Source organism: Microbispora sp. CL1-1, from assembly GCF_012034195.1.
In the GTDB taxonomy this organism is placed as follows: Bacteria; Actinomycetota; Actinomycetes; order Streptosporangiales; family Streptosporangiaceae; genus Microbispora.
The window spans coordinates 461,526-486,496 of sequence record NZ_JAATEK010000001.1; the positions used below are offsets into that span (position 1 = coordinate 461,526).

Here is a 24,971-nt window from a genome sequence, read left to right on the forward strand (position 1 = left end):
TGAATGCCCCTGTGCGGCCGCCCGCGCCGGTGGACGGGGCGAGTGAGGAGCTGAACGGCGATGACATCCATGATGGACCTGAATCGGAAGGTCGCGCCCTTCCAGGTCGTCACCGACATGACGCCGTCCGGCGACCAGCCCACGGCGATCGCGGAGCTGGAGCGCCGGGTCAGGGCTGGGGAGAAGGACACGGTCCTGCTCGGTGCGACCGGCACCGGCAAGACCGCCACGGTGGCGTGGCTGATCGAGCGGGTGCAACGCCCGACGCTGGTCATGCAGCCCAACAAGACGCTCGCCGCCCAGTTCGCCAACGAGCTGCGCGAGATGCTGCCGAACAACGCGGTCGAATACTTCGTGTCCTACTACGACTACTACCAGCCCGAGGCGTACGTCCCGCAGAGCGACACCTACATCGAGAAGGACTCCTCGATCAACGAGGAGGTCGAGCGGCTGCGCCACTCGGCGACCTGGTCGCTGGTGTCGCGCCGCGACGTGGTGGTGGTCGCCTCCGTCTCCTGCATCTACGGCCTGGGCACGCCGCAGGAGTACGTCGACCGGATGGTCGGGCTCAAGGTCGGCCAGCAGATCGAGCGCGACCAGCTGCTGCGGCGGCTGGTCGACATGCAGTACACGCGCAACGACCTGGCCTTCACCCGGGGCACCTTCCGGGTGCGCGGCGACACGGTCGAGGTCATCCCGGTCTACCAGGAGCTGGCCGTCCGCATCGAGATGTTCGGCGACGAGATCGAGAAGCTGGCGACGCTGCACCCGCTCACCGGCGAGGTCGTCGGTGAGGACGACGAGCTGCACATCTTCCCCGCCTCCCACTACGTGGCCGGTCCCGAGCGGATGGAGCGGGCCATCGCCGGCATCGAGGCGGAGCTGGCCGAGCGGCTCGCCGACCTGGAGCGGCAGGGCAAGCTGCTGGAGGCCCAGCGGCTGCGCATGCGCACCACCTACGACATCGAGATGATGCGCCAGGTCGGCACCTGCGCCGGGATCGAGAACTACTCGCGGCACATCGACGGCCGTGAGGCCGGAAGCCCGCCGCACACGCTGCTCGACTTCTTCCCCGACGACTTCCTGCTCGTCCTGGACGAGTCGCACCAGACCGTCCCCCAGATCGGCGCGATGTACGAGGGCGACGCCTCGCGCAAGCGGACGCTGGTCGACCACGGGTTCCGCCTGCCGTCCGCCATGGACAACCGCCCGCTCAAGTGGGAGGAGTTCCTGGAGCGTATCGGCCAGACCGTCTACCTGTCCGCCACGCCGGGGCCGTACGAGCTGGGCCGGAGCAAGGGCGAGGTGGTGGAGCAGGTGATCCGCCCCACCGGCCTGGTCGACCCCGAGGTGATCATCAAGCCCACCAAGGGCCAGATCGACGACCTCATGGAGGAGATCCGGGCCCGGGCGGAGCGGGACGAGCGGGTCCTGGTCACCACGCTGACCAAGAAGATGGCCGAAGACCTCACCGACTACCTGCTCGACAACGGCATCCGCGTCCGCTACCTGCACAGCGAGGTCGACACGCTGCGCCGCATCGAGCTGCTGCGCGAGCTGCGCATGGGCGAGTTCGACGTGCTGGTCGGCATCAACCTGCTGCGTGAGGGCCTCGACCTGCCCGAGGTGTCGCTGGTGTCGATCCTCGACGCCGACAAGGAGGGCTTCCTCCGCTCGGAGACCTCGCTCATCCAGACGATCGGCCGCGCGGCGCGCAACGTGTCCGGCCAGGTCCACATGTACGCCGACAAGATCACGCCCAGCATGGAGCGGGCGATCGAGGAGACCAACCGGCGCCGGGCCAAGCAGATCGCCTACAACGAGGCGCACGGCATCGACCCGCAGCCGCTGCGCAAGAAGATCGCCGACATCCTGGACAGCCTCGTCCGCGAGGACGCCGACACCGAGCAGCTTCTCGGCGGCGCGGGGCGGCAGCAGTCGCGCGGCAAGGCGCCGGTGCCGGGTCTCGCCTCCCGCGGCGCGGGCCAGCACGCGAAGGCGATCGCGGGGGAGATGCCACGCGCCCAGCTGGAGTCGCTGATCGAGTCGCTGACCGAGCAGATGCACAACGCCGCCGCCGACCTGCAGTTCGAGGTGGCGGCCCGGCTGCGCGACGAGATCAAGGAGCTCAAGCGGGAGGTCCGCGACATGCGCGAGGCCGGCGTCAAGTAACGGCCCAGCGGCCACGCGATCCCCTGCCCGGTGCCCCGCCCCGGGCCCGCCGGGCCGCGCTGGTGATTGGGCAACCGAGCGCCGGCAGGGCGGCACGACCGCGCCGTGCTCGCCTGGGCCAGGCGGGCCTGGGCGAGGCGGGGGTCCAGCTTGTGATCGCCGGCCCGGCGCTGGCGATCGGGTAACCGAGCGCCGCCGTGCCGTGACCGCCCGGGCCGGCAGGCCCGGGCGAGCCGCGAGGTTCAGCGTGTCACCGCCGAGCCCGGCGGCGAGGTGGCGTCACCCGGTGCCCGGCCATGCGGCCGAGATTCCAGGTCGGCGAATCTGGTGAATCGCGCGATGTGGCCATTGATGGGCGAAGCGTGAAAAACTGACCGCGTTTCTGGCGTTCTTATTCCGGCGAAATCATGGCCGGCAGGTGAAATCGGCGGATGCGGCGCCGGATGCGATTGACCTGGTCTGATGCAGGGAAGGCATTCGTCGGCGTGTGGATGAACGTCCATATGTCATGGGGGTGGCTCGTTCGAGCGGCCCCCGCCGGGCGAATCCGTCTGTGGCAAATCGGGGAAACAATGCGTTCGACGACTTTCGTTTTCACTTCCTACGCCGGCCTCGTGCTCACCGCCGGGTCGGTGACCGCTCTCCTCGCCGGTGGCGGCGAATCTCCGGCGCGGTCGTACGCCGCGGTGGCGATGCATCGGCCCGTCGCGTTCGCTCCGCTCTCTCCAAGCACGTCCGCTACGCCCGCGCCGTCGTCGGAGCCCAGCCCGTCGGCGACGCCGGGCGACCTCGCCGGGTGCCGGGACGGCGACTGCGAGGTGCGGGTGCATGCGGAGGACCGCATTACGATCGACCCGAGCCTGGGCGTGGACCAGATCACCGTCGTGGGCCTGCGGGGAAACGCCGTCAGGCTCTCGTTCACCGGCACCTCGACGGTCGTCGACGGTCTGGACACCACGATCAGCCGGACCTGCAACAACGACGACTGCAGGGTCAGGGGAGCGGTGACGATCACCACGAGCAGGCCGGGCCGCATCGGCGACGTCGCGCTGCGCCTCGCCCAGGTGGCCGGTGACACCGCCGCGCTGGTGCTGAAGCCCGTCACCCGGTAGGACGACAGGCACTCGCACCCCTGCTCCTAGGGGCCGGCCGGAGCCGGTGTGATGTCTCGTGGCCCGGCTACTGGTGATTTTCGTGCGGCGCCGAGGTGGGCCGGAGCCGGTGTGATGTCTCGTGGCCCGGCTACTGGTGATTTTCGTGCGGCGCCGAGGTGGGCCGGAGCCGGTGCGATGTCTCCTCGCTCGGCTACTGGTGATCTCCGTACAGCTTTGGGGCTGTCCGGAGCCGCCGGCGATCTGGCTCACCGGTGATTTTCGTGGTGGTGGGGGCGGCCCGGTCGCTCGTGACCACGCTTCCGAGCCGCTCTCATCGCCGGGTTCCTCGCGCCGCCTCCCAAGCGCTGCGCCTTCTGCGGAGCCGGGACTTCCGGCCACGCCCGGTGGCCGCGACACCCCCGCACGGGCCCGCTCGCGCGGTCTGATGGGTCCCGCGCAGCGCGCGCCCAATACCCACAGATGATGGCTGCACCACTTCTGACCAGGCAAAATGTATGCCGATCAAAAACCCGGATGTGTAGTATCCAGGTATGCGGATGAGCGAAGGCGTCGAGTGGGCGATGCACTGTTGCCTGACGCTGGCATGGCTCGGCAACGAGGTGCCGGTCTCGACGGCGAAGCTCGCCGCAGGGTTCGAGCTGCCGCCCGCGTATCTCAACAAGCAGCTTCAGGCACTGGCCCAGGCCGGGATCATGACGTCCACTCCGGGGGCGAGGGGCGGGTTCCGGCTGGCGCGGCCCCTGGAGGAGATCTCGGTCATGGACGTCGTGACGGCGATCGAAGGGCCTGCCGAGGCGTTCCAGTGCACGGAGATCCGACGGCGCGGGGCCGGCGCGGGGCGGCCGGAGGAGCAGTTCCGCGTTCCGTGCGCGGTCTCGACCGCGATGCGCAAGGCCGAGATGGCGTGGCGGCGGGTGCTGGCCGCGCAGACCCTGGCCGACGTGCAGGCCGCGGCGAACCGGCGTGCGCCCCAGGTGGGCGAGGTGATCCGGCGCTGGTACGAGCAGAACTGATCGTCCCGCGACGATGACCATCGCCGGAACCAGGGAGGGGTAACCGGATGTGAACCCGCATTCCATAAAAGCCCGCTCCACGATCGCCGCGGCAGGGCTCCTGCTGCTCGCTCTGGTCGTGGGAGGCGTCGGCCTCGACCTGGCGATCCGCTACAGAGTCCAGAGCGAAGTCTTCTTCTCGGCCGAGCAGGTCGCCGCGCGATGGAGCGCGGCGGCGCGCAACGGCGCCGTGCCGCGCCCGATCCCCACCACCACCGACATCACCCTCGTCCAGTTCGTGAACGCCCGCGGCGAAGTCGTCAACTCGAGCATGCAAGCTGCGGGCATGCGGCCGCTCAGCACGCTGCGCCCTCCGGCGGACGATCGCCTCCAGAAGCGCACGGAGTGTTCCGCGCAGGGCCGGTGCATCATGCTCATGGCCAATCGGGTCACCCCTGCCGCGGACTCGCCGGTCGTGTACGCCGGCACGGCCCAGCCGTCCCTCCTGGCCACGCACAATCTGGAGTACGCCATAGCTGTGGGCGGCATCCTGATCCTGATCTCGGTCGCCCGGATGACGTGGTGGGCGATGGGGCGGACCCTGCGCTCGGTCGAGCGGGAACGCCAGTTCGCTTCCACCACATCCCATGAGCTCAGGACGCCGATCGCCGGTCTGCGGGCGCATTTGGAGGAGGCTCTCCTCTATCCCGACGACGTCGACCCGCGCGACACCATCCAGGGAGCCTTGCGGGCCACCGGCCGGCTTGAGGCGATCGTCGACGACCTGCTGCTGATGACCCGGCTGCACGGCACCGCCGCGGCGGCGCCGGAGTTGGTAGAGCTCGGCGCGCTGGCGGCGGAGGAGGCGTCGGCGCTGGCCCCCGGGGTGCCGGTGCACGTTCTGGCGGCCGGCGACGTGCGCGTCTACGGCTCCCGGATCCGGCTGGCCCGCGTGATCGGCAACCTCCTGAGCAACGCGCAACGGCATGCGGTCAGCGTTGTCACGGTGACGGTCGACTCCGTCGGCGACCAGGCTGTCGTGGCGGTCACCGACGACGGGGCGGGCGTCCCCCCGGCGGATCGCGAGCGCGTCTTCGAACTTTTCGTTCGCCTGGACGAGGGGCATCGCCTGGATTCCGGCGGCAGCGGTCTCGGCCTCGCCATCTCCCGCGACATCGCTCACGCCCACAACGGCACGTTGCGAATCGAGGACTCTCCGGTAGGCGCCCGTTTCGTGCTGACGCTGCCGCTGGCGGGGACGGCGGGAGCCGCGGCGGAGTCGACCGCCGTGCCCGGGCAGGCCGCCGCCAAGTCTCGGAAGAACACCCGGGCCGAGCGTCGGCCGTCTGCCGGGACCGGCCCATGAGCGCAGCGGTCGCTCCGGGCCTTCCCACGACGAAGCAGGCCCAGCGCCTGGGCGCGCTGGTGAAGCGCGGCGCCGACGCGGAGGACGTCGCCACGGCGATCGACGAACTCGCCGCCACGCCAGGCTGACGACGTCTCGGGGCGGCGCCCGAGAAGGCGAGCGCGGCCACACGGCCCGCGGCCGTGCCCGCTCACCCGTGTCGATTCGCGGGGGCAACCGGGGACACGGCGCAACCGCCGTCCGTTGACGGGAAGGCGGGATCGCCCCGCCGGCCGGAGGAGGTGGCTGATGTTCGCGGCGCTCACCGGGCTCGGACTGTCGACCGCGGCCGGGCTCAACGCGTACATCCCGTTGCTGCTCGTCGGCGTGCTCGCGCGGGTCACCGACGCCGTGCGGCTGCCGGCCGAGTACGCCTGGCTGTCCGACACCTGGGTTCTCGCGATCATCGCCGTGCTGCTGGTCGCCGAGTTCGTCCTCGACAAGGTGCCCGTGGTCGACCACGTCAACGACATGATCCAGACGGCGGTACGGCCCGCGGCGGGCGGCGTGGTCTTCAGCGCCACGGCGGCCGCGGCGGAGATCGACAATTCGGCGTGGATGGCCGAGCACCCGGCGGTCGGCTGGCTGCTGGGCATCGCCGCCGCACTGGCCGTGCACCTGATCAAGGCTTCGGCGCGGCCGGTGGTGAACGCCACCACGGCGGGTGTGGGCGCGCCGGTCGTCAGCGTGGCCGAGGACGTGGGCTCGCTCGGCATGAGCCTGATCGCGATCTTCCTGCCCATCCTGGTGGTGGCGGCGCTGGCCGTGCTGGCGTTCGTGGCCTGGCGGCTCATCCGCAGAGTGCGGCGCCACCGGGCCGCCCGCCGCGCCCGCGCCACCGCGCCGCCCGGCTGACCGGCGGCTCACCACCCTCGCTCGCGGCCGGCGCTGTTCGGCTCAGCCGATGAAGGGGCTCAGCCGATGAAGGGGCTCAGGTCGAGGTCGATGTCCACGTCGAAGCCGACGTAGGTCGTGAGGCGCTTGCGATGGATCCCGGTCGGCACGTACGCCCTGACGCTCGGCTCCAGCTCGAACGTGTACGCGACCGGTTCCTGGTCTTCCAATTCGATGCGCCAGAGATATCTGATCCCGGCGTCCGAGTAATTGATCGGCTTCGTCGTGCGGTCCCGCTCCTCCGAGTCGGGTGACACGACCTCGACGACGAGCTGGACTTCCTCCGGTCGGTAAGAGGTCCGCCGCAAATCGGAGAGCGCTTCCTTCTTGACGACAAGGACATCCGGTTCCGGCCGCTGCCGTAGGCCCAGAGTTATCGACATCTCCCTGGCGACGGCGAGATGGCTCGGAGGCCGGATGCCGCGGTCACGGTCGACCAGCAGGTTGACCATCAACATGTGGAAGTTGGTCTGGGGAGACCTCATGATGAGGAACCCATGGCGATCATGTCACGTTCGGTAGTCGTGCATGGCTCGTTCGCGGAGGCGTGCGAAGCCCGGGCCGGTTCGGCTAGGCCGTACGGGACTCGTGCTCGGAAAGGGTGCGGGGATCGGCGGGGAGGGGAGAGGTGAGGCGGGCGGCCGAGGGGCTGTGCCAGCCGAGGTCGGGGGAGTGTCGTCGCACGATCTTGGCGGGGACGCCGGCGATGACCGAGTGGTCGGGGAACTCCCCGCGCACCACGGCGCCGCCCGCGACCACCGACTGACGGCCGATGCGCGTCCCCGGCAGGATGATCGCCCCGGTCCCGATCCACGATCCCGAGCCGATGGAGACGGGCTTGTTGCGCGGCCACTGCCGTCCGATGGGGATGTCGGGATCGTCGTACACGTGGTTCTGGTCGGTGATGTAGACGTAGGGGCCGGTGAAGACGTCGTCGCCGATGTCGATGGACTGGTGGCCGACGATGTGGCTGCCCCTGCCGATCGAGCAGCCCCGGCCGATCCGCACGATCGAGTCGGGCCCGAGGTCCACGCCGGGGCCCATGCCCGCCGAGATCGACACCCGCTCTCCGACGAGCGTGTGCGGGCCGATCTCGATCCACTGCTCACCGAAGATCGCGCCCTGGGGGAAGGACAGGCACACTCCCTCGCCCATGCTGCGGAACCGGTAGCCGCCCGGGGCGGCCGGGCTGATCGCCGCGGCCTCCCGCACGTAGGTCCACCCCCGATGGACCAGACGGCCTACGGCGCGCTTCACGAACGACATAACGCGACAAGTTACCGCTAGGTCGGCGTGTCCGCTATGGCGGGTTAGTGCACGTGGTAAGCCCAATGTTGCCCGACGTTTGATATTCTGAGAGCCCGTGGGCATCGCGGCGTCCAACCGGACGGCCGGATCGACATCGACCACGGGAGTTCTTCTTGCGCAGCGCCGCACAAACCAAGCATCTGTTCGTCACCGGCGGCGTCGCCTCCAGTCTCGGCAAGGGACTCACGGCCTCCAGCCTCGGTCGTCTCCTCAAGCTTCGCGGCCTCCGCGTCACCATGCAGAAGCTCGACCCCTACCTGAACGTCGACCCCGGCACGATGAACCCCTTCCAGCACGGTGAGGTGTTCGTCACCGACGACGGGGCCGAGACGGACCTCGACATCGGCCACTACGAGCGCTTCCTCGACACCGAGCTGCACGGCTCGGCCAACGTCACCACCGGCCAGGTCTACTCGAACGTGATCGCCAAGGAGCGGCGCGGCGAGTATCTGGGCGACACCGTCCAGGTCATCCCGCACATCACCAACGAGATCAAGGACCGCATCCGCGGCATGGCGGGCCCGGACGTCGACGTGGTCATCACCGAGGTCGGCGGCACGGTCGGCGACATCGAGTCGCTGCCGTTCCTGGAGGCAGTCCGGCAGGTCCGTCACGAGGTCGGCCGTGACAACGTCTTCTTCCTGCACGTCTCCCTGCTGCCGTACATCGGCCCGAGCGGGGAGCTGAAGACCAAGCCCACGCAGCACTCGGTCGCCGCGCTGCGCAGCATCGGCATCCAGCCCGACGCGATCGTCTGCCGCTCGGACCGGCCGATCACCACCTCGCTCAAGCGCAAGATCAGCCTGATGTGCGATGTGGACGAGGACGCCGTGGTCTCCGCCGTCGACGCGGCCTCGATCTACGACATCCCGAAGGTGCTGCACGCCGAGGGGCTCGACGCGTACGTGGTGCGCCGGCTCGGCCTGCCGTTCCGCGACGTGGAGTGGACCGAGTGGGACCAGCTCCTGCGGCGGGTCCACCGGCCCGCCAAGGAGGTCACGATCGCGCTGGTCGGCAAGTACATCGACCTGCCCGACGCGTATCTGTCGGTCACCGAGGCGCTGCGCGCGGGCGGCTTCGCCAACGACGCGCGCGTCAACATCCGCTGGGTCAAGAGCGACGACTGCGAGACCCCCGAGGGCGCGGCCCGCGAGCTGGACGGCGTCGACGGCGTGCTGATCCCCGGCGGCTTCGGCGTGCGCGGCATCGAGGGCAAGGTCGGCGCCGTACGGCACGCCCGCGAGCAGCGCGTCCCCCTGCTCGGCATCTGCCTCGGCATGCAGTGCATGGTCATCGACGCGGCCCGCAACCTGGCCGGGATCGAGGACGCCGACAGCACCGAGTTCGACCCCGAGACGATCAACCCGGTCATCTCGACCATGGCCGACCAGAAGGACGTCGTCGCCGGTGAGCGCGACATGGGCGGCACCATGCGGCTCGGCCTCTATCCGGCCAAGCTCGTGGACGGCTCGCTGGCCCGCCGCCTGTACGGCAAGGCCAAGGTGGAGGAGCGCCACCGGCACCGCTATGAGGTGAACAACTCCTACCGGGAGAGGCTGGAGAAGGTCGGCATGGTGTTCTCCGGCCTGTCGCCCGACGGCCGCCTCGTCGAGTACGCCGAGCTCGCCACCGACCAGCACCCGTTCTTCATCGGCACGCAGGCCCACCCGGAGTTCCGCTCCCGCCCGACCCGGTCGCACCCCCTGTTCAAGGGGCTCGTCGGGGCCGCCCTGGAGTACGCGGGCCGGCGTGAGAACGTCGCGAAGGCGGGCCGGGCCAAGTGACCGCGGACAACACGGTGAACGTCGAAGACGTCGAGGAGTCCTGGAACGTCGTCGCCTCCGTCGAGCACTTCAGCGGGCGGATCATCAGGGTGCGCACCGACACGGTGGAGATGCCGGGCGGGGTGACCGCCGACCGCGACTACGTCGTCCACCCCGGCTCGGTCGCGGTGCTCGCCCTCGACACCGAGGACCGCGTGCTGCTGATCCGCCAGTATCGGCATCCGGCGCGGCGGCTGCTGTGGGAGCTGCCGGCCGGCATCCGCGACGTGCCGGGCGAGCCGCTGGTCGAGTGCGCGGCGCGCGAGCTCGCCGAGGAGGCCGCCTACCGGGCGCGTACGTGGCACACGCTGGTCGATCTGCGCACCTCCCCGGGCATGACGGATGAGCGGATCCGCGTCTTCCTGGCCCGCGACCTGGAGCCGATCCCCGACGAGGAGAACACGTACGTACGCCACCACGAGGAGGCCGACATGCCGTCGGTCTGGATTCCGCTGGGCGTGGCGGTCGACAAGGCCCTGAGCGGAATGATCCACAATTCTCCTGCGGTCGCCGGTATCCTCGCCGCGTACGCTGCTTCCGCCGACGGATTCAAGGGCCTTCGTCCCGCCGACGCGCCGGAGGCATGATTCCGTAGGGAGACGTTCTGAGCGAGCCCGAGGCGGTGCTGTCCAGCTACCTCGCCCACCTGGCGGTGGAGCGGGGGCTGTCTGCCAACACGCTCGCCTCCTACCGGCGTGACCTGCGCCGATATGTCGAGCATCTCCGGGCGCGCGGGCTCGAGACGTTCGCGCAGGTCGCCGAGTCGGACGTGGTCGCCTTCCTCGCCGCGCTGCGGGAGGGCGACGAGGATCACCCGGCGCTGGTCGCCAGCTCGGCGGCCCGCGCCGTGTCGGCCGTACGCGGGCTGCATCGCTTCGCCCTGCGCGAGGGCGTGGCAGGCCACGATCCCGCCCACGAGGTGCGCCCGCCGCGCCAGCTCCGGCGGCTCCCGAAGGCGATCACCGTCGCGGAGGTCGAGCGGCTCATCGCCGCCTGCGGCCCGGAGGACTCGCCGCTGGCCCTGCGCAACCGCGCGCTGCTGGAGGTCCTGTACGGCACGGGCGCCCGGATCTCCGAGGCCGTGGGGCTGGCGGTGGACGACGTGCCGACGGGGCCGGTCCACGACGAGGAGTCCGACCAGGACCAGGTGCGGCTGCGCGGCAAGGGCGGGCGCACCAGGATCGTGCCGCTCGGCCGTTTCGCCCGCCAGGCGCTCGACGCGTACCTCGTGAGGGCCAGGCCCCGGCTGGCGGCGCACGGCCGGGGGACGCCCGCGCTGTTCCTCAACGCGCGGGGCGGGCGGCTCACCCGCCAGGGCGCGTGGGAGGTGCTTCAGGCGGCGGCGGAACGAGCCGGACTTTCCGGTGTATCACCGCACATGTTGCGCCATTCGTTCGCAACTCATCTCCTGGACGGCGGCGCCGACGTTAGGGTTGTCCAGGAGCTGCTCGGCCACGCCTCGGTGACCACCACGCAGGTGTACACCCTGGTGACGGTCGACAAGCTCCGGGAGGTCTACGCGGCGGCGCATCCCCGTGCGTTGCATTAGAAAACCCATCTCGGCAGCCTCTGGCGCGCCGCCTTGCCGACCACGTGCCTACCCTTTAGATTCGATCAGGTTCGAGGGCCGTCAGGGAGGACCAACAGGTGACTGCGACCACAGAGGGGACGTGGGTGGGGGCTCCCGGTGCGATCGGGCCTACCGGCCGTCCCCGTCCGGTGTTCCCCGAGCCGACCCCGCCGGAGTCGCACGGGCCCGCGCGCATCGTCGCGATGGTGAACCAGAAGGGCGGCGTCGGCAAGACGACGACCACGATCAACCTGGGCGCCGCGCTCGCCGAGGTCGGTCAGCGGGTGCTGCTCGTCGACTTCGACCCGCAGGGCGCGCTGTCGGTCGGCCTGGGAATAGACCCCCGGCCGCTTGAGGCCACGGTCTACGACCTCATCATGGAGGAGCCCGACGTCACGGTCGAGGACGTGCTGCTCGACACCACCGTCGACGGCATGCAGCTCCTGCCGAGCAACATCTTCCTGTCCGGCGCGGAGATCCGGCTGGTCAACGAGGTGGCCAGGGAGTACGCCCTCCAGCGGGCGCTCGAGCCCCTGCTGCCGCACTACGACATCTGCCTGATCGACTGCCAGCCGTCCCTCGGTCTGCTGACGGTCAACGCGCTGACCTGCGCGCACAGCGTGATCATCCCGCTGGAGTGCGAGTTCTTCGCGCTGCGCGGCGTGGCGCTGCTGATGGAGTCGATCGGCAAGGTCCAGGAGCGGCTCAACAAGAGCCTGGAGATCGACGGCCTGCTCGCCACGATGTACGACCCCCGGACGCTGCACGCCCGCGAGGTGCTGCAGACGATCATGCAGGGCTTCGGCGACAAGGTGTTCCACACGGTCATAAACCGCACGGTGCGCTTCCCCGACGCCACGCTGGCGGGGGAGCCGATCACCCAGTTCGATCCCGGCTCGATGGGTGCCACCGCCTACCGTGAGCTGGCCCGCGAACTGCTGGCCAGGTGGCCCGCCCGCGTGTGAGCCCCCCGGGCCGCGCCGGAAGGGGACAACGGGCCGGTAGGGGACAATGGCAGGTGTGACGACCGGCCCGGAGACCGACCAGGGCGGCGAGGAGAGCGCCCCGAGCGGCTTCCAGGTGCACCTGGACGTCTTCGAGGGGCCGTTCGACCTGCTGCTCGGGCTGATCTCCAAGCACAAGCTGGACATCACCGAGGTCTCCCTGCACAAGGTCACCGACGAGTTCATCGCGTACATCCGGTCGCGGGGCCCGGAGTGGGACCTCGACCAGACGAGCCACTTCCTGCTCGTCGCGGCGACCCTCCTCGACCTCAAGGCGGCCCGGCTGCTGCCCACCGGCGAGGTGGAGGACGAGGAGGACCTCGCCCTGCTGGAGGCACGCGACCTGTTGTTCGCCCGGCTGCTGCAGTATCGGGCGTACAAGGAGGTCGCGAAGATCTTCGCCGGGCGCATGGCCGAGGAGGCGCTGCGCTTCCCGCGCGCGGTGCCGATGGAGAAGCGGTTCGCCGACCTGCTGCCGGAGCTCGTGCTCGGCATCGGGCCCGATCAGCTCGCGAAGATCGCGGCGAGGGCCTTCACACCGAAGGCGCCGCCGTCGGTGTCGGTCGCGCACATCTACCAACCGCTCGCCAGCGTACGGGAACAAGCCGCTATCCTTGTCGAGCGGCTGAGGCGGCTCAACCGGGCGACCTTCCGGGCACTGACCGCCGACTGCTCGGGGACGTTCGAGGTCGTCGCCCGTTTCCTGGCCGTCCTTGAGCTGTTCAGGGAGGCCGCGGTCTCCTTCGAGCAGGTCGAACCGCTCGGCGACCTGTACGTCACCTGGACGGGAAGCGCCGAGGGCGATGTCACGGTCGGCGACGACTACGACGAGGGCAGGCGTGAGGAACGGCCCGCCGAGGCGGCGGACACGCGGGACGAGTGAGGCCGGGACCAAGGGCCGCACCGGACCGGAAACGCCGGACCGGCGGACACCGGCCGAGCATGCCCGGCCTGCGGGCGCCGGCGTACGGCACGGCGGAGATGGTGACCCGCACGACGAGCGAGGAGCGATGGAAGCGAGCGACACCCCCGGCTCCGGCGACGATCTCTCCGGCCCCGCCGGCGACGTGACCGGACGGGACGAGGACGACCTCGCGTCTTCCGGCCTCGCGTCCTCCGGCCCCGGAACGCCGGATCCGGTCTCCGGCGCCCGCGATCCCGAGGCGGAGGTGCCGGCGGACGGGCCCGCGCTCACCGCGGCGCTGGAAGCGATCCTGATGGTCGTGGACGAACCGGTCGCCGAGGTCACCCTCGCGCAGGTGCTGGAACGGCCCACCGCCGAGATCACGGCCGCCCTGCGCGCCCTGTCGGAGGAATACACGGCCGCAGGACGGGGTTTCGACCTTCGAGAGGTGGCCGGAGGCTGGCGCTTCTACACGCGGGCGGAGTGTGCCGCCCTGGTGGAGAAGTTCGTCAGGGACGGCCAGCAGGCGCGGCTGACGCAGGCCGCACTGGAGACCCTCGCCGTGGTCGCCTACCGGCAGCCCGTGAGCCGGGCCAAGGTGGCGGCGGTGCGCGGCGTGAGCAGCGACGGCGTCATGCGGACGCTGGTCGCACGAGGCCTCGTGGAAGAGGCCGGAACCGACCCGGAGAGCCAGGCAGTGCTCTACCGGACGACGAGTTACTTCCTGGAGAGACTGGGGCTGCGAAGCCTCGACGAGCTTCCCGAGCTCGCCCCGTTCCTCCCGGACGACGTGGAAATTCTTGAGGAGCAGAAGTAGTGGACAACAGGCGTGGCACCCCGTCCGGTGAGGGACGCGGTCGGAGCCGGAACACCGGTCGGCAGGGCGCGAGCCCGCGTGGATCCCGCAGCGGGTCCGGCGGCGGCTTCCGCCCCCAGGGCGACCGGCGCGGAGGCTCCCGCGTTCCTGGTTCCCGGTCCGGGTACGGGTTCGACTCCAGGCGTTCCCGCGACGACGACGTGCGCGGCGACCGGTACGGCGAGCGCCGGCCGGACGCCCGCGGCGACCGATACGACGACCGGCCCCGCGGCACGGGCCGCCGCGACGACGACCGGGCCGCGTTCCGGGCGGAGCGGGGCGGCTCGCGTGGCCGGTACGGCAAGCCCGAGGGCGGCCGTTTCGGCGACCGCGACCGTGACGGCGGGCGTGACCGCGGCTTCGCCCGCGACGACGCCTCCGGCCGCGGCCGTGGGTTCGAGCGTGAGCGTGGCTTCGACCGTGAGCGCGGTTTCGGCCGCGGTGACCGCGACGGCCGCAGCTTCGGCCGTGACGACCGTGAGCGCGGCTCCCGGGGCGGTTCGCCCGCCGAGCGGCCCGCGTTCCGCGGCGAGGGCACGGGTTCGCGTGGCCGGTACGGCAGGTCCGAGGGCGGCCGGGACCGCGAGGCCGTCAGGGGCGCAGGCCGCCCGTCCTTCGCCGAGCGCGGTGACAGGGGCGAGGCCCGTGGCGACCGCTATGAAGGCCGCGGTGACCGGTTCGAGGCCCGCGGTGATCGCGGATGGAGCCGGAACGACAGGGACGACCGCCGCGACGACCGTGATCGGCGCGACGACCGCCGTGACGATCGCGGCGGGCGCAGCGGCGGCGGGCTGCGCGCGGCGCGCGGCGGCGGCAGGGCCCGAAGCGACGAGGTACAGACGATCGGCCGCCTTGGCGGCCCGCGCGGCCGGTCCGGCTCGCGCGGCGCGGAGCGCGGGGCACCCTCCCGCACCGGCGCGCCTTCCCGTGCCGGCCGTCCCTCGGGCGCCGGCCGGCCCGGCGTGACAGGCCCGGTGGCCAACCCGTTCAAGACGTCCCGGCAGCCGCTGCGCGACCCGGACTTCTACGACGAGGACTACACCGACGAGCGCGACACCACGGAGGTGCCGGGCGGCGAGCGGCTGCAGAAGGTCCTCGCCCAGGCCGGGGTGGCCAGCAGGCGGGCCTGCGAGGAGATGATCGGCGACGGCCGGGTGACGGTGGACGGCCAGACCGTGCGCCGCTTCGGCGCCCGGGTCGATCCCGCCAAGCAGGTCATCCGGGTCGACGGCAAGCGCATCCCGACGTCCTCGGAGACCGTCTACTACGCGATCAACAAGCCGATCGGCGTGGTGAGCACGATGGACGACCCCGAGGGCCGGCCCTGCCTGAACGACTACGTGCAGGACCTCGCGCCCCGGCTGTTCCACGTGGGGCGTCTCGACACCGAGACCGAGGGACTGCTGCTGCTGACCAACGACGGCGAGCTCGCCCACCGGCTGACCCACCCGAGCTACGGCGTGCAGAAGAAATACTGGGCCAAGGTCCCCGGCCCCATCCCGCGCGACCTGCACAAGGTGCTGCGCAAGGGCGTGGACCTGGAGGACGGCCTGGCCAAGGCCGACGAGTTCCGGGTGGTGCAGGAGCACGGCCAGCAGGCGCTGGTCGAGATCGTGCTGCACGAGGGCCGCAAGCACATCGTCCGGCGCATGATGGAGGTCGTCGGTCATCGGGTGATCGACCTGGCTCGCATCGAGTTCGGCCCGGTGAAGCTCGGCAGGCTCAAGCCGGGGACCGTACGCCAGCTCACCGTGCAGGAGATCGGTGAGCTGTACGCGGCGGTCGGCCTGTAGCCTTTCCGCGCGGCGGGCGAAAGCCGCAAGCCGGGCGGAATTGGATGAAGCGCGTATATGGGTCGGGTTCGTCTCCGCGGGAGACCGGCCCGGCCCAGCGAGAGGGGAACGACATGGTGCGAGCGATTCGGGGAGCCATTCAGGTCGACGGCAACGATCGTGACGCGATCCTCGCCGGGACGACCGAGCTGGTGACCGAGGTGATGGGGCGCAACAACCTCACGACCGACGACGTCATCAGCGTGATCTTCACGTGCACCCCCGACCTCACCGCGGAGTTCCCCGCGCTGGCCGCGCGCAAGCTCGGCTTCCACGACGTGCCCCTGCTGTGCGCGACCGAGATCGACGTGCCCGGCGCGCTCCCTCGCGTCGTGCGGCTGATGGCCCACGTGCAGACCGACCGGCCCCGGCAGGAGATCCAGCACGTGTACCTGCGCGGCGCCGCGGCGCTGCGCGTGGACATCGCGCAGTGAACCTTTCCCTCGGGCGTCGTCCATCGGGCGACGCACGGTAGACGTCGTCCCGGCGGGTTCGCGCCGGGACGGCGGGGCCGGTGAATCACCACAATCCACCCACAAGAGATGCGTCGCGGGACAGCGCGCCCGGGACGGCGATGGCAGGAAGAACGCGATGACTCCCATCGAGGATGCCGAGATCGGCAGTGTGGTCGTTGTCGGGACGGGCCTCATCGGCACGTCGATCGCGCTGGCGCTGCGGCAGCGGGACGTGCGGGTCTTCCTGGCCGATCGGGACGCGGGAGCCGTACGGCTGGCGCGTGAGCTGGGGGCGGGGGAGGACTGGACCGGCGAGCAGCGGGTGGATCTGGCGGTCGTCGCCGTGCCGCCCCAGTTCGTCGCGCAGCAACTGCTGGATCTGCAAAAGCGTGACAGCGCCCGGTTCTACACCGACGTGGCGAGCGTGAAGGCGCTCCCGCTGGCTCAGGCCGCCCAGCTCGGCTGCGACCTGACGACGTACGTCGCGGGGCATCCGCTGGCGGGCCGCGAGCGGTCGGGCCCGGCGGCGGCCCGCGCCGACCTGTTCCTCGGCCGTCCGTGGGCGTACTGCCCGACGGACGAGGCGTCGCCGCGGGCGGTGGCCGCGGTGGAGCGGCTGATCTCACTGTGCGGCGGCAACGCCGTGCGGGTGGAGGCGGAGGAGCACGACCGTGCCGTCGCGGTCGTCTCGCACGCTCCGCACGTGACGGCGGCCGCGGTGGCGGCCCGGCTGGCGGAGGCGTCGGAGACGGCCCTCGGGCTGTCGGGGCAGGGTGTGCGCGACGTGACCCGCATCGCCGCCAGTGACCCCGCGCTGTGGACCGGCATCCTCGCGGGCAACGCGCTGCCCGTCGCCGAGGTGCTGGAGGCGCTCGTGGCCGATCTGAGCGCCGCCGCTCGTTCGCTTCGCGCGCTGGCGGGCGACGGCGCGGCCATGGGGCAGGTGACCGATCTCCTGTCGCGGGGTGTGCGGGGGACCGGGAGGATCCCCGGCAAGCACGGTGGTCCGGCGCGCACGTACGCGGTGGTCCAGGTGCTCATCGGCGACCGTCCCGGCGAGCTGGCCCGCCTGGTCCAGGCCGCGGGGGAGACGGGCGTCAACATCGAGGACATCCGCCTGGAGCACGCCACCGGGCTGGAGCTCGGCGCGGCCGAGCTGTACGTCCAGCCGGAGGCGGTGCAGACGCTCACCGACGGCCTGCGCGAGCGCGGCTGGCAGCTGCCGAGCTAGGCGCCCGGTCGTCAGTCGGCGGGGAGCGGCCCCGGAGACGGGTCACGCGCGGCGGGTACCGGCCCCGGCGACGGATCATGCGCGCCGGGGACCGTCCCGCGCGCCCTCGCGGCGCGGGACGGCAGGATCAGGCGGGCGGCGAGATAGAGCATCGTCCCGATGGGCGACAGCAGGACCGTCAGCAGCAGGATGGGGCTGGTCACCAGCGGGGAGATGCCCCGTTCCCGGGAGTCGAGGTAGATCCACCGCCCGACGAACAGGTCGAACCCGATGACATGGGCCCACAGGACGGCGGCGCCGTCCGGGCTGCCGAAGAAGTCGGTGAGAACGCGCAGATCCGGGCGGCTCACGGCGGCCCACAGGGCGCCGAAGCGCGGTATCACCAGCACCAGGTAGACCAGCAGCGGTGGTACGACGATCAGTGGTGAGGACACGATCCGGTGTGTCCACGACCACGCCGGAACGAGGATCATCAATATCCAGAACGGCGTGGCGAGCGGGAACGCCAGCTCGAAGAGGGTCTCGGTCATCGGCTCCTTCTGCCTGAGGAGGGCTACCGGTAGGTCAGGGACCCGTTCTGCCGGACGGGTTCGGAGGGGAAGGGCGGGACCCGCTTCAGCGGTACGGGCACGGGGGCCGGCACGGCCGGCTCGAAGGCCGGTGCGGCGACCTTGGCCCGGTTGACGGCGTCGAGCCGCGACACGGCGCCGAGCTTGCCGAAGATGTTGCGCAGGTGCCGCTTGACCGTGCCTTCGGTGATCGACAGCTGGACCGCGATCTGCCGGTTGCTGAGCGCGCGGGCGACCAGGGCGAGCACCTCCTCCTCCCGTTCGGTGAGCAGAGCGGTGCGCGGCGGCTCCCCGACGGCCCTCGGCGGGCGCGACGACACGATCACCCGGTAGGAGTTGCGGTGCACGCCGCGCAGGGCCGACGTCAGGTCCTGCCAGCTCACGCCCTTGTGCAGGTAGCCCCGGGCGCCCGCGGAGAGCATCTCGTGCACGAGATGCGGGTCGTCGTGCACCGTCAGCACCACCACGGTGCTGTGCGGCGACACGTGGGCGATCTGCTTGAGCGTGTACGTGGGCGGGTGGCCCGGCATCTCGATGTCCAGCAGGACGATGTCGGGACGGGTCGCGGCGGCCGCGGACACGACGGTCCGGGCGTCTCCGGCCTGCCCGACGACGCGGAAGTCGTGTTGCGCGCGCAGCAGTTCGCACAGCGCCTCGCGCAGGAGCGTGTGATCGTCGGCGACGACGATCCGGATGGGATGCTCGATACTCATCAGCGCCCTCCGAGCGGCACGGAGATGTGGATTCGCGTTCCCGCGGACGGATGGCTGCTCATGCGGAACTCGCCTTCGAGCAACTCGGTGCGCTCGCGCATGGAGGCGAGGCCGCCGCTCCGCCAGGACCGGCCGGGGTCCAGTCCTGTCCCGTCGTCCTGGACGACGGCCACCACCTTCTCCGGCAGGATCTCGGCGTGTGCGCTCACTCCCTCCGCCCCGGCATGGGTGAGCGCGTTACGCAGGGCTTCCCTGATGATCGCCAGCAGTTCCGCGCGCACCTCGTCGGGAAGGCGGGACTCCTCCCCGCGTACGGACACCTGGAGGTTCACCCCCGGTGGTTTGACGGCCTCCCCGAACGCCCGCAGCGAGCTTTCGAGGCCGACGTCGTGCGGGCACGACCGAAGGCCCCGCATCACGCGCCGGACCGTCTCCCAGGCGTCGTTCAGAGCCTGGCGCAACCCGCGCAGGTCGTCGCGTCCCTCCGGAGTGTCACGGCGCAGTTCGTAGAGGTCCAGGCGGCGCAGCGCGAGACTGACGCTGCTGCCCACCCAGTCGTGCACGTCCCGGGCGATGGCCTTGCGGATCCGCTCCGGGGTCTCCACCTCGTCGGCGAAGCTGCCCACCCGGGCGAGGATCGCCCGGTTGAGGGTGGGCAGGACGCGGCGGGCCAGCCGTTCCCGGTCCGGGGCCGCCCCCGCGGCCTCGGCGAGATGGTCGGCCACCGTCTGGAACAGCTCCGCCCACGCGAGGGTCGCCGCCGCGAGACCGACCTCCCGGACGGCCGGCCCCGGCGGTTCCGGCGTGGCCGGTGTCGCGTCACCGCCGACGGATGCCGCGCAGATCTTCAGGAGGGCCCGCGTCTGCCTGCGCCACTCCTGCCAGACCAGGGGATCCTGGACGACGGGACTGGCCAGCGCCCGCAGGCGGCTTTCGTACGAGTGAAGTAACGCCGGACTCCGTATGAGCAGCTCCGGCGACACGTATTCCGTCATACTCGATCCCCCGCACCTTGTTCACCCCCGCCTTGTCCACGGACCAGAAGGGGGTCCGCGTTACGACCACATGGTGCCAGCCGGCGAAAACCACCAGCCTTGATCTCCCCAATTATCCGGATATTTCGCCTTTCAAGGCAACGCCCAGGGGATTACTTTCTGCGGGTATGACAGATAGTAGAGAAAGCTGTTATGTTTTCGAACGCGATTCGAGTGGTGTTAGTGGAACGGGCTATTCTGTAATTCTCAACTATCTCCGCCGCAGCGCGGCGTCGGCCGGCTCAGGGTGCTGCCAGCCCTCGTCGTGCGGGTTGAGCGTGACGCCCGGCGGGACGATCCTGTCGATCTCGTCGAGCACCTCGTCGTCCAGGTCGATCGACACCGCGCCGAGCTGGGTGTCAAGGTGCTCCACAGTACGCGGGCCGATGATGACCGACGTGACCGCTGGATGCCGGAGCGCGAAGGCGAGGGCGAGGCCGACGAGGCTGAGCCCGGCGCGCTCGGCCAGCAGGGCCAGCTCCTCGACCGCGTCGAGCTTGCGCTGGTTGGCCGGCAGCTCCATGTCGTACCTGCCGGGCACCACGAAGCTGCGCATGCTGAACGGAAGCTCCTGGTTCTTGCGATACCGGCCGGTGAGCCAGCCGCCGGCGAGCGGGCTCCAGGTCAGCACGCCCAGCCGGTGCTGCCGGCAGACCGGCAGAACGTCACGTTCGATCCCCCGGGCGAGGATCGAGTAGGGCGCCTGCTCGGCGGAGAAGCGTTCCCGGCACCCGCGGGCGGCCACGTACTGCGCCTCGACGATCATGTACGCCGGGAACGTGGATGTGCCGAAATATCGGATCTTGCCAGCTCTGACCAAATCTGTCAGGGCGCCCAATGTGTCGTCGATATCCGTGGACGGATCGGGACGGTGTATCTGGTAGAGGTCGATCCAGTCGGTGCCGAGCCGGCGCAGGCTGTTGTCGACCTCCTGCATGATCCACCGGCGGGAGTTGCCCCGCATGTTGGGGTCGGCGCCCATCGGGAAGTGGCACTTGGTCGCGAGGACCACCCGGTCGCGCACCCCGCCCTGCGCGAGGGCCTTGCCGACGATCTCCTCCGACTCTCCGGCCGAGTAGTTGTCGGAGGTGTCGATGAAGTTGACGCCGCTCTCGATCGCGCGGTGAATGATCTTTATCGAGTCGTCGTGGTCGGGGTTGCCCCACGACCCGAACATCATCGCGCCCAGGCACAACCGGCTCACCGAGACACCGGTCCGGCCGAGCACCTCGTACTGCATGCGTTCTCCCTCGTGTCGGGGGTCGGAAGGCCGCGGGCGCCGGGGAGGCGGCCGGGGGCGCGCGTACTCCTGTCGCGGCGGACACGGCGGACGGCGGGACCCGGGCGCACGTCGCGGGCGGCCCCGAACGCCGGCCCCGAACGGCGGCCCCGAATAGCGGCCCCGAACGGCGGCTCCGCATGGCGGGTGCGGCCGGCCGGGCGAACGCGTCGCCTCCGCCGAAAGTGGCGATGTGCCGTGAATAGCCGATAGCTATGCTATCCACTATCCATTTGACAGACAAGAGTGAGCCGTGTCACATCCCCTATGAGACCGGCGGCCGGGGTCGGGTGGCCGGCGCCGGTACGGCGACCACGCAGGCCGCGTCGGGGACGGCCAGCGGTGCGCCCAGGGCGCCGAGCAGGCCGGTGCCGGCGTCGGCGGACAGGGCGGTCAGCGTCCCCGCCATCTGGCTGGCGACGTACACGACCGAGCCCGAGGGGTCGATCAGCAGGTCCCACGGCAGCGTGGTGAACGGGTCGCCGAAACGGTGCTCTCCGACCCGCTTCAGCAGGGCGCCCGCGGCGCCGGTCTCGAAGACCGCCACGCTCTCATGGCCCCGGTTGGCCACGTAGACATACCGGCCGTCGGCCGTCGTCACGACGGCGGAGGGGGCGATCCATCCGTCCGCCTCGTCGGGCACCGTACGCACCGAGCCGAGAGGGCGCAGGGTCCCCGAGGCGTCGAACTCGCACACCACGACGACCGGCCGGAGCTCGCCGACCACGTACACGTACCGGCCCGAGGGGTGGAAGACGAGGTGGCGGGGCCCGACACCCTCGCCGACGTGGGTCCGTCCCGCGGCGGTGAGATGTCCGTCCGGCGCGGAGTATCGGTAGACGTGGACGTGGTCGTCGCCCTTGTCGGGCACCAGTACGAACATTCCCGTCTGATCGGTCGCCGTCATGTGCGGGTGCGGACCCGCCTGGTTGACCGGATCCGGGCCCTTCCCGGTGTGGCGTACGACGTCGGCGGGCGGCCCGATGAGCTCGCCGGACTCGACGGGGAACACGACGACCTCGCCCGAGTCGTGGTTGGCGGCGAACAGGTGCCGTCCCGACGGGTGCAGGGACAGGTGGACGGTGCCGGCGCCCAGGGCAGGCCGCTCGGCCAGGTGCTCCAGGGAGCCGCCCCGCCCGACGCGCAGGACGTGCACGCGGCCCTCCGGCACGTTGGAGGCCACGTAGAGCGTCCGCCCGGAGGGGGACGGCAGCAGGTGGAAGGGGTTGGGGATGTCGGTGAACGTGCCGGTGAGCACCAGCTCACCTGTCGTGGGATCGGACATCACGGCGCGCACGCCCCTGGCGAGGGTCTCGGTCCAGGAGTAGCCGCCGACGAACAGTTGCATCACAGCCGCGCCTTCCTCGTCGCATCGGTCGCAGTCGCCGCTCTGGGCGGGGCCCGCCGATCCGCCGGACGGCCACCGGGCAGGATCGCGACCGCCGGCGGCGCGGCATGCGGCTCCTTTGGGGGAGGAGCCGAGCCGTTTCCCGACTTTATCGGAATTAGCCTTATCTGCGCAGATGACGAGATGTCACTTGGGGGGTAATGGATGTTTCGAAAGGAGTAGGCCCCCCGGAGCCGGCTCCGGGTCACCGCCGATCCAGGATGGGAGGAGCGAGGGACTCCGGGATCGCCGGAGCCCCTCTGTTTTCCCCTCAAGTCCCGAGGTGGACGGCCGTCCCCCCGGGAGTCCTGTCGCGGCGGGGCCGGGGAACACGCCACCCGGCGTGGCCGGCTCACCCTGCTCACCTGGCTCATCCGGCGCGCGCGGCGCCGGCGGCGCGTGGGAAAGCCGGCCCGCCGCCGATCGCGATCTCATCATTCGGAACGGCCGCGGACCATGTCACCTAAGACATACGGCCGGTGCCTCCTAGGGGTGACTCTCCTTTGCCCCGGCGGCCCTTGTTGGAATCATTCGGGCAAATGCGGAGTGACTGATGAAAGGCCTTCGCGCATGACATTGCTTGACGACAGAAACGCCGTGACCGAGGCGCCGCCGGACTCCATGGAGGGCAGGCTCGCAGAGCTCGACCGGATGCGCAGGCGGCTGGCCGAGGGGCCGGGCGCGGGCGCGACGGAGGCGCAGCACGCCCGTGGCAAGCTCACCGTACGCGAGCGCCTGGATATCCTGCTCGACCCCGGCTCGTTCACGGAGATCGAGGGCTTTCGCCGCCACCGCGCGACGGGCTTCGGCATGGAGCGGCGCCGGCCGCACGGCGACGGCGTGGTGACCGGCTGGGGCATGATCGACGGCCGCCGGGTCTTCGTCTACGCCCACGACTTCCGGGTCTTCGGCGGCTCGCTCGGCGAGGCGCACGCCCAGAAGATCCACAAGGTGATGGACCTGGCCTACGCCGCCCGGGCGCCCCTGATCAGCCTCAACGACGGCGCCGGCGCCCGCATCCAGGAGGGCGTGACCGGCCTCGCGGGCTACGGCGGCATCTTCCAGCGGACCGTCCGGGCGTCGGGCGTGATTCCGCAGATCAGCGTGATGCTCGGCCCCTGCGCGGGCGGCGCGTCGTACGCCCCCGCGCTCACCGATGTGGTGTTCATGGTGCGGGACACCTCGCAGATGTTCATCACCGGTCCCGACGTCGTGGAGGCCGTGACCGGCGAGCGGATCAGCCAGGAGGGCCTCGGGGGCGCCGACGTGCACGCCACGAGGTCGGGCGTGGCGACCTTCGTGCACGAGGACGAGGCGAGCTGTCTCGAAGACGTGCGATACCTGGTCTCGCTGCTGCCCGCCAGCAACCTGGAGACCCCGCCGGTGGAGTTCACCGCCGATTCGGCCGACCGGCGCTGTGAGGCGCTGATCGACATCGTGCCCGCCGACCCCGGACGGCCCTACGACATGCGGGAGGTCATCGCCGAGGTCGTCGACGACGGCGAGTTCCTCGAGTTCTCCGAGCGGTGGGCCGCCAACGTGATCTGCGCGCTGGCCCGGCTGGACGGCCACGTGGTGGGCGTCATCGCCAACCAGCCGCTGTCCATGGCGGGCGTGCTCGACATCCACGCCTCGGAGAAGGCGGCCCGCTTCGTGCAGATGTGCGACGCGTTCAACATCCCGTTGGTCACGTTCGTCGACGTGCCGGGCTTCCTGCCGGGCACCGACCAGGAACACGGCGGGGTGATCCGGCACGGCGCGAAGCTCCTGCACGCCTACTGCGCCGCCACGGTGCCCCGCGTCCAGGTGATCGTCAGGAAGGCGTACGGCGGCGCCTACATCGTCATGGACTCCCGTTCCATCGGCGCCGACCTGTCGTTCGCCTGGCCGACCAACGAGATCGCCGTCATGGGCGCGGACGCCGCCGCGAACGTCATCTTCCGCAAGGAGATCGCCGCCTCCGCCGATCCCGAGACCACCCGCGCGAAGCTCGTCGGGGAATACCGCGCGGAGCTCATGCACCCCTACTACGCGGTCGAGCGCGGTCTGGTCGACGACGTGATCGACCCGAGGGACACCAGGAAGGTCCTCGCGGGCGCGCTGGCCACGCTCCGCGGCAAACAGGCCGTGCTGCCGCATCGCAAGCACGCCAACCCCCCGGCATGACGGCCCGGGAACCGGCGCGGACGCCGGTGGCCGTCGTGCGTGGGGCGCCGACCGACGAGCAGCTCGCGGCCGTGCTGGCCGTGCTGTCGGCGGCGTCCGGAGCCCGGGGGACCGGGACGCCCCCGCCCCCGGTCCCCCGCCCCCGGTGGTCGGTGGAGTCCGTATGGCGGCCGGCGTGATGCGCGGGGGCCGCCCCGCGCGGGGGCCGTACGAAGTCGTGGGAGCAGGCGTGGCGGCCGCGGGAGACGCCCCGGCCGCGCGG

Annotated in this window: 24 protein-coding genes; 17 read left to right on the forward strand and 7 right to left on the reverse strand. The window is 71.0% G+C overall.

Annotation, left to right across the window (positions count from 1 at the left end):
* The first annotated feature begins 60 nt into the window (after positions 1–60).
* The 6 genes from uvrB (at position 61) to HCK04_RS02110 (ending at position 6,539) form a co-directional block, all read left to right on the forward strand.
* Positions 61–2,172: an excinuclease ABC subunit UvrB gene (gene uvrB / locus HCK04_RS02090; protein WP_142645123.1), complete on the forward strand. Its 2,112-nt coding sequence runs from the start codon at positions 61–63 to the stop codon at positions 2,170–2,172.
* A gap of 572 nt (positions 2,173–2,744) precedes the next feature.
* The gene (locus tag HCK04_RS02095; RefSeq protein ID WP_142645124.1) at positions 2,745–3,284 is read left to right on the forward strand and encodes a hypothetical protein; all 540 of its coding nucleotides are present in this window, start codon (positions 2,745–2,747) and stop codon (positions 3,282–3,284) included.
* Positions 3,285–3,817: 533 nt separating this feature from the next.
* Positions 3,818–4,300 (forward strand): Rrf2 family transcriptional regulator, encoded by a 483-nt coding sequence (locus HCK04_RS02100; RefSeq protein ID WP_142645125.1) that lies wholly within the window; start codon positions 3,818–3,820, stop codon positions 4,298–4,300.
* 49 nt (positions 4,301–4,349) lie between these two features.
* Positions 4,350–5,645 (forward strand): HAMP domain-containing sensor histidine kinase, encoded by a 1,296-nt coding sequence (locus HCK04_RS44035; RefSeq protein ID WP_142645126.1) that lies wholly within the window; start codon positions 4,350–4,352, stop codon positions 5,643–5,645.
* Positions 5,642–5,773 (forward strand): hypothetical protein, encoded by a 132-nt coding sequence (locus HCK04_RS43325; protein ID WP_260617029.1) that lies wholly within the window; start codon positions 5,642–5,644, stop codon positions 5,771–5,773. Before HCK04_RS44035 ends, HCK04_RS43325 begins: the two co-directional genes overlap by 4 nt.
* Before the next feature lie 160 nt (positions 5,774–5,933).
* A complete protein-coding gene (locus HCK04_RS02110) occupies positions 5,934–6,539 on the forward strand; it encodes a DUF4126 domain-containing protein (protein ID WP_142645127.1) in 606 nt (201 codons plus the stop codon).
* 59 nt (positions 6,540–6,598) lie between these two features.
* On the opposite strand, the gene HCK04_RS02115 is transcribed toward HCK04_RS02110, so the two are convergent.
* A complete protein-coding gene (locus HCK04_RS02115; RefSeq protein WP_260617043.1) occupies positions 6,599–7,066 on the reverse strand; it encodes a Uma2 family endonuclease in 468 nt (155 codons plus the stop codon).
* An 82-nt stretch (positions 7,067–7,148) separates the two neighbouring features.
* Positions 7,149–7,844 carry an acyltransferase gene (locus HCK04_RS02120; RefSeq protein ID WP_142645129.1) on the reverse strand — a complete coding sequence of 232 codons (696 nt, stop codon included), beginning with the start codon at positions 7,842–7,844 and terminating at the stop codon, positions 7,149–7,151.
* 155 nt (positions 7,845–7,999) lie between these two features.
* On the opposite strand from HCK04_RS02120, the gene HCK04_RS02125 reads away from it, so the two are divergent.
* The 9 genes from HCK04_RS02125 (at position 8,000) to HCK04_RS02165 (ending at position 17,561) form a co-directional block, all read left to right on the forward strand.
* A complete protein-coding gene (locus tag HCK04_RS02125) occupies positions 8,000–9,670 on the forward strand; it encodes a CTP synthase (RefSeq protein WP_142645130.1) in 1,671 nt (556 codons plus the stop codon).
* Positions 9,667–10,296, forward strand: coding sequence for an NUDIX hydrolase (locus HCK04_RS02130; RefSeq protein ID WP_142645131.1), 630 nt, complete (start codon positions 9,667–9,669; stop codon positions 10,294–10,296). The genes HCK04_RS02125 and HCK04_RS02130 overlap by 4 nt, the downstream gene beginning before the upstream one ends.
* Before the next feature lie 35 nt (positions 10,297–10,331).
* Positions 10,332–11,258, forward strand: a complete 927-nt coding sequence (locus HCK04_RS02135; RefSeq protein WP_260617030.1) for a site-specific tyrosine recombinase XerD — start codon at positions 10,332–10,334, stop codon at positions 11,256–11,258.
* 125 nt (positions 11,259–11,383) lie between these two features.
* Positions 11,384–12,244, forward strand: coding sequence for an AAA family ATPase (locus tag HCK04_RS02140; protein ID WP_260617044.1), 861 nt, complete (start codon positions 11,384–11,386; stop codon positions 12,242–12,244).
* Between the two features lie 55 nt (positions 12,245–12,299).
* On the forward strand, positions 12,300–13,166 hold the full coding sequence (locus HCK04_RS02145; protein ID WP_260617031.1) for a segregation/condensation protein A: 867 nt from the start codon (positions 12,300–12,302) through the stop codon (positions 13,164–13,166).
* Between the two features lie 127 nt (positions 13,167–13,293).
* Entirely contained in the window at positions 13,294–14,004 is a 711-nt protein-coding gene (scpB, locus tag HCK04_RS02150) for an SMC-Scp complex subunit ScpB (RefSeq protein WP_142645135.1), read from the forward strand.
* On the forward strand, positions 14,004–15,836 hold the full coding sequence (locus HCK04_RS44040) for a pseudouridine synthase (RefSeq protein ID WP_142645136.1): 1,833 nt from the start codon (positions 14,004–14,006) through the stop codon (positions 15,834–15,836). The genes scpB and HCK04_RS44040 overlap by 1 nt, the downstream gene beginning before the upstream one ends.
* Positions 15,837–15,949: 113 nt before the next feature.
* Positions 15,950–16,309: a chorismate mutase gene (gene aroH / locus HCK04_RS02160; RefSeq protein ID WP_142645137.1), complete on the forward strand. Its 360-nt coding sequence runs from the start codon at positions 15,950–15,952 to the stop codon at positions 16,307–16,309.
* A gap of 157 nt (positions 16,310–16,466) precedes the next feature.
* Positions 16,467–17,561: a prephenate dehydrogenase gene (locus tag HCK04_RS02165; protein WP_142645138.1), complete on the forward strand. Its 1,095-nt coding sequence runs from the start codon at positions 16,467–16,469 to the stop codon at positions 17,559–17,561.
* 11 nt (positions 17,562–17,572) lie between these two features.
* Here the strand turns inward: HCK04_RS02165 and HCK04_RS02170 are convergent, their stop codons facing one another.
* The 5 genes from HCK04_RS02170 to HCK04_RS02190 all read right to left on the reverse strand — a co-directional run bounded on the left by HCK04_RS02170 (position 17,573) and on the right by HCK04_RS02190 (position 22,504).
* Entirely contained in the window at positions 17,573–18,091 is a 519-nt protein-coding gene (locus HCK04_RS02170; protein WP_142645139.1) for an ABA4-like family protein, read from the reverse strand.
* Positions 18,092–18,114: 23 nt separating this feature from the next.
* On the reverse strand, positions 18,115–18,843 hold the full coding sequence (locus HCK04_RS02175) for a response regulator transcription factor (RefSeq protein ID WP_142645140.1): 729 nt from the start codon (positions 18,841–18,843) through the stop codon (positions 18,115–18,117).
* A complete protein-coding gene (locus HCK04_RS02180; protein WP_142645141.1) occupies positions 18,843–19,838 on the reverse strand; it encodes an ATP-binding protein in 996 nt (331 codons plus the stop codon). Before HCK04_RS02180 ends, HCK04_RS02175 begins: the two co-directional genes overlap by 1 nt.
* Positions 19,839–20,088: 250 nt before the next feature.
* Positions 20,089–21,117 (reverse strand): aldo/keto reductase, encoded by a 1,029-nt coding sequence (locus HCK04_RS02185; RefSeq protein WP_142645142.1) that lies wholly within the window; start codon positions 21,115–21,117, stop codon positions 20,089–20,091.
* A 304-nt stretch (positions 21,118–21,421) separates the two neighbouring features.
* Positions 21,422–22,504 (reverse strand): lactonase family protein, encoded by a 1,083-nt coding sequence (locus HCK04_RS02190; protein WP_142645143.1) that lies wholly within the window; start codon positions 22,502–22,504, stop codon positions 21,422–21,424.
* 690 nt (positions 22,505–23,194) lie between these two features.
* On the opposite strand from HCK04_RS02190, the gene HCK04_RS02195 reads away from it, so the two are divergent.
* Positions 23,195–24,709 carry an acyl-CoA carboxylase subunit beta gene (locus HCK04_RS02195; RefSeq protein WP_240970874.1) on the forward strand — a complete coding sequence of 505 codons (1,515 nt, stop codon included), beginning with the start codon at positions 23,195–23,197 and terminating at the stop codon, positions 24,707–24,709.
* A complete protein-coding gene (locus HCK04_RS02200; protein WP_142645145.1) occupies positions 24,706–24,888 on the forward strand; it encodes an acyl-CoA carboxylase epsilon subunit in 183 nt (60 codons plus the stop codon). Before HCK04_RS02195 ends, HCK04_RS02200 begins: the two co-directional genes overlap by 4 nt.
* Positions 24,889–24,971: the final 83 nt, after the last annotated feature.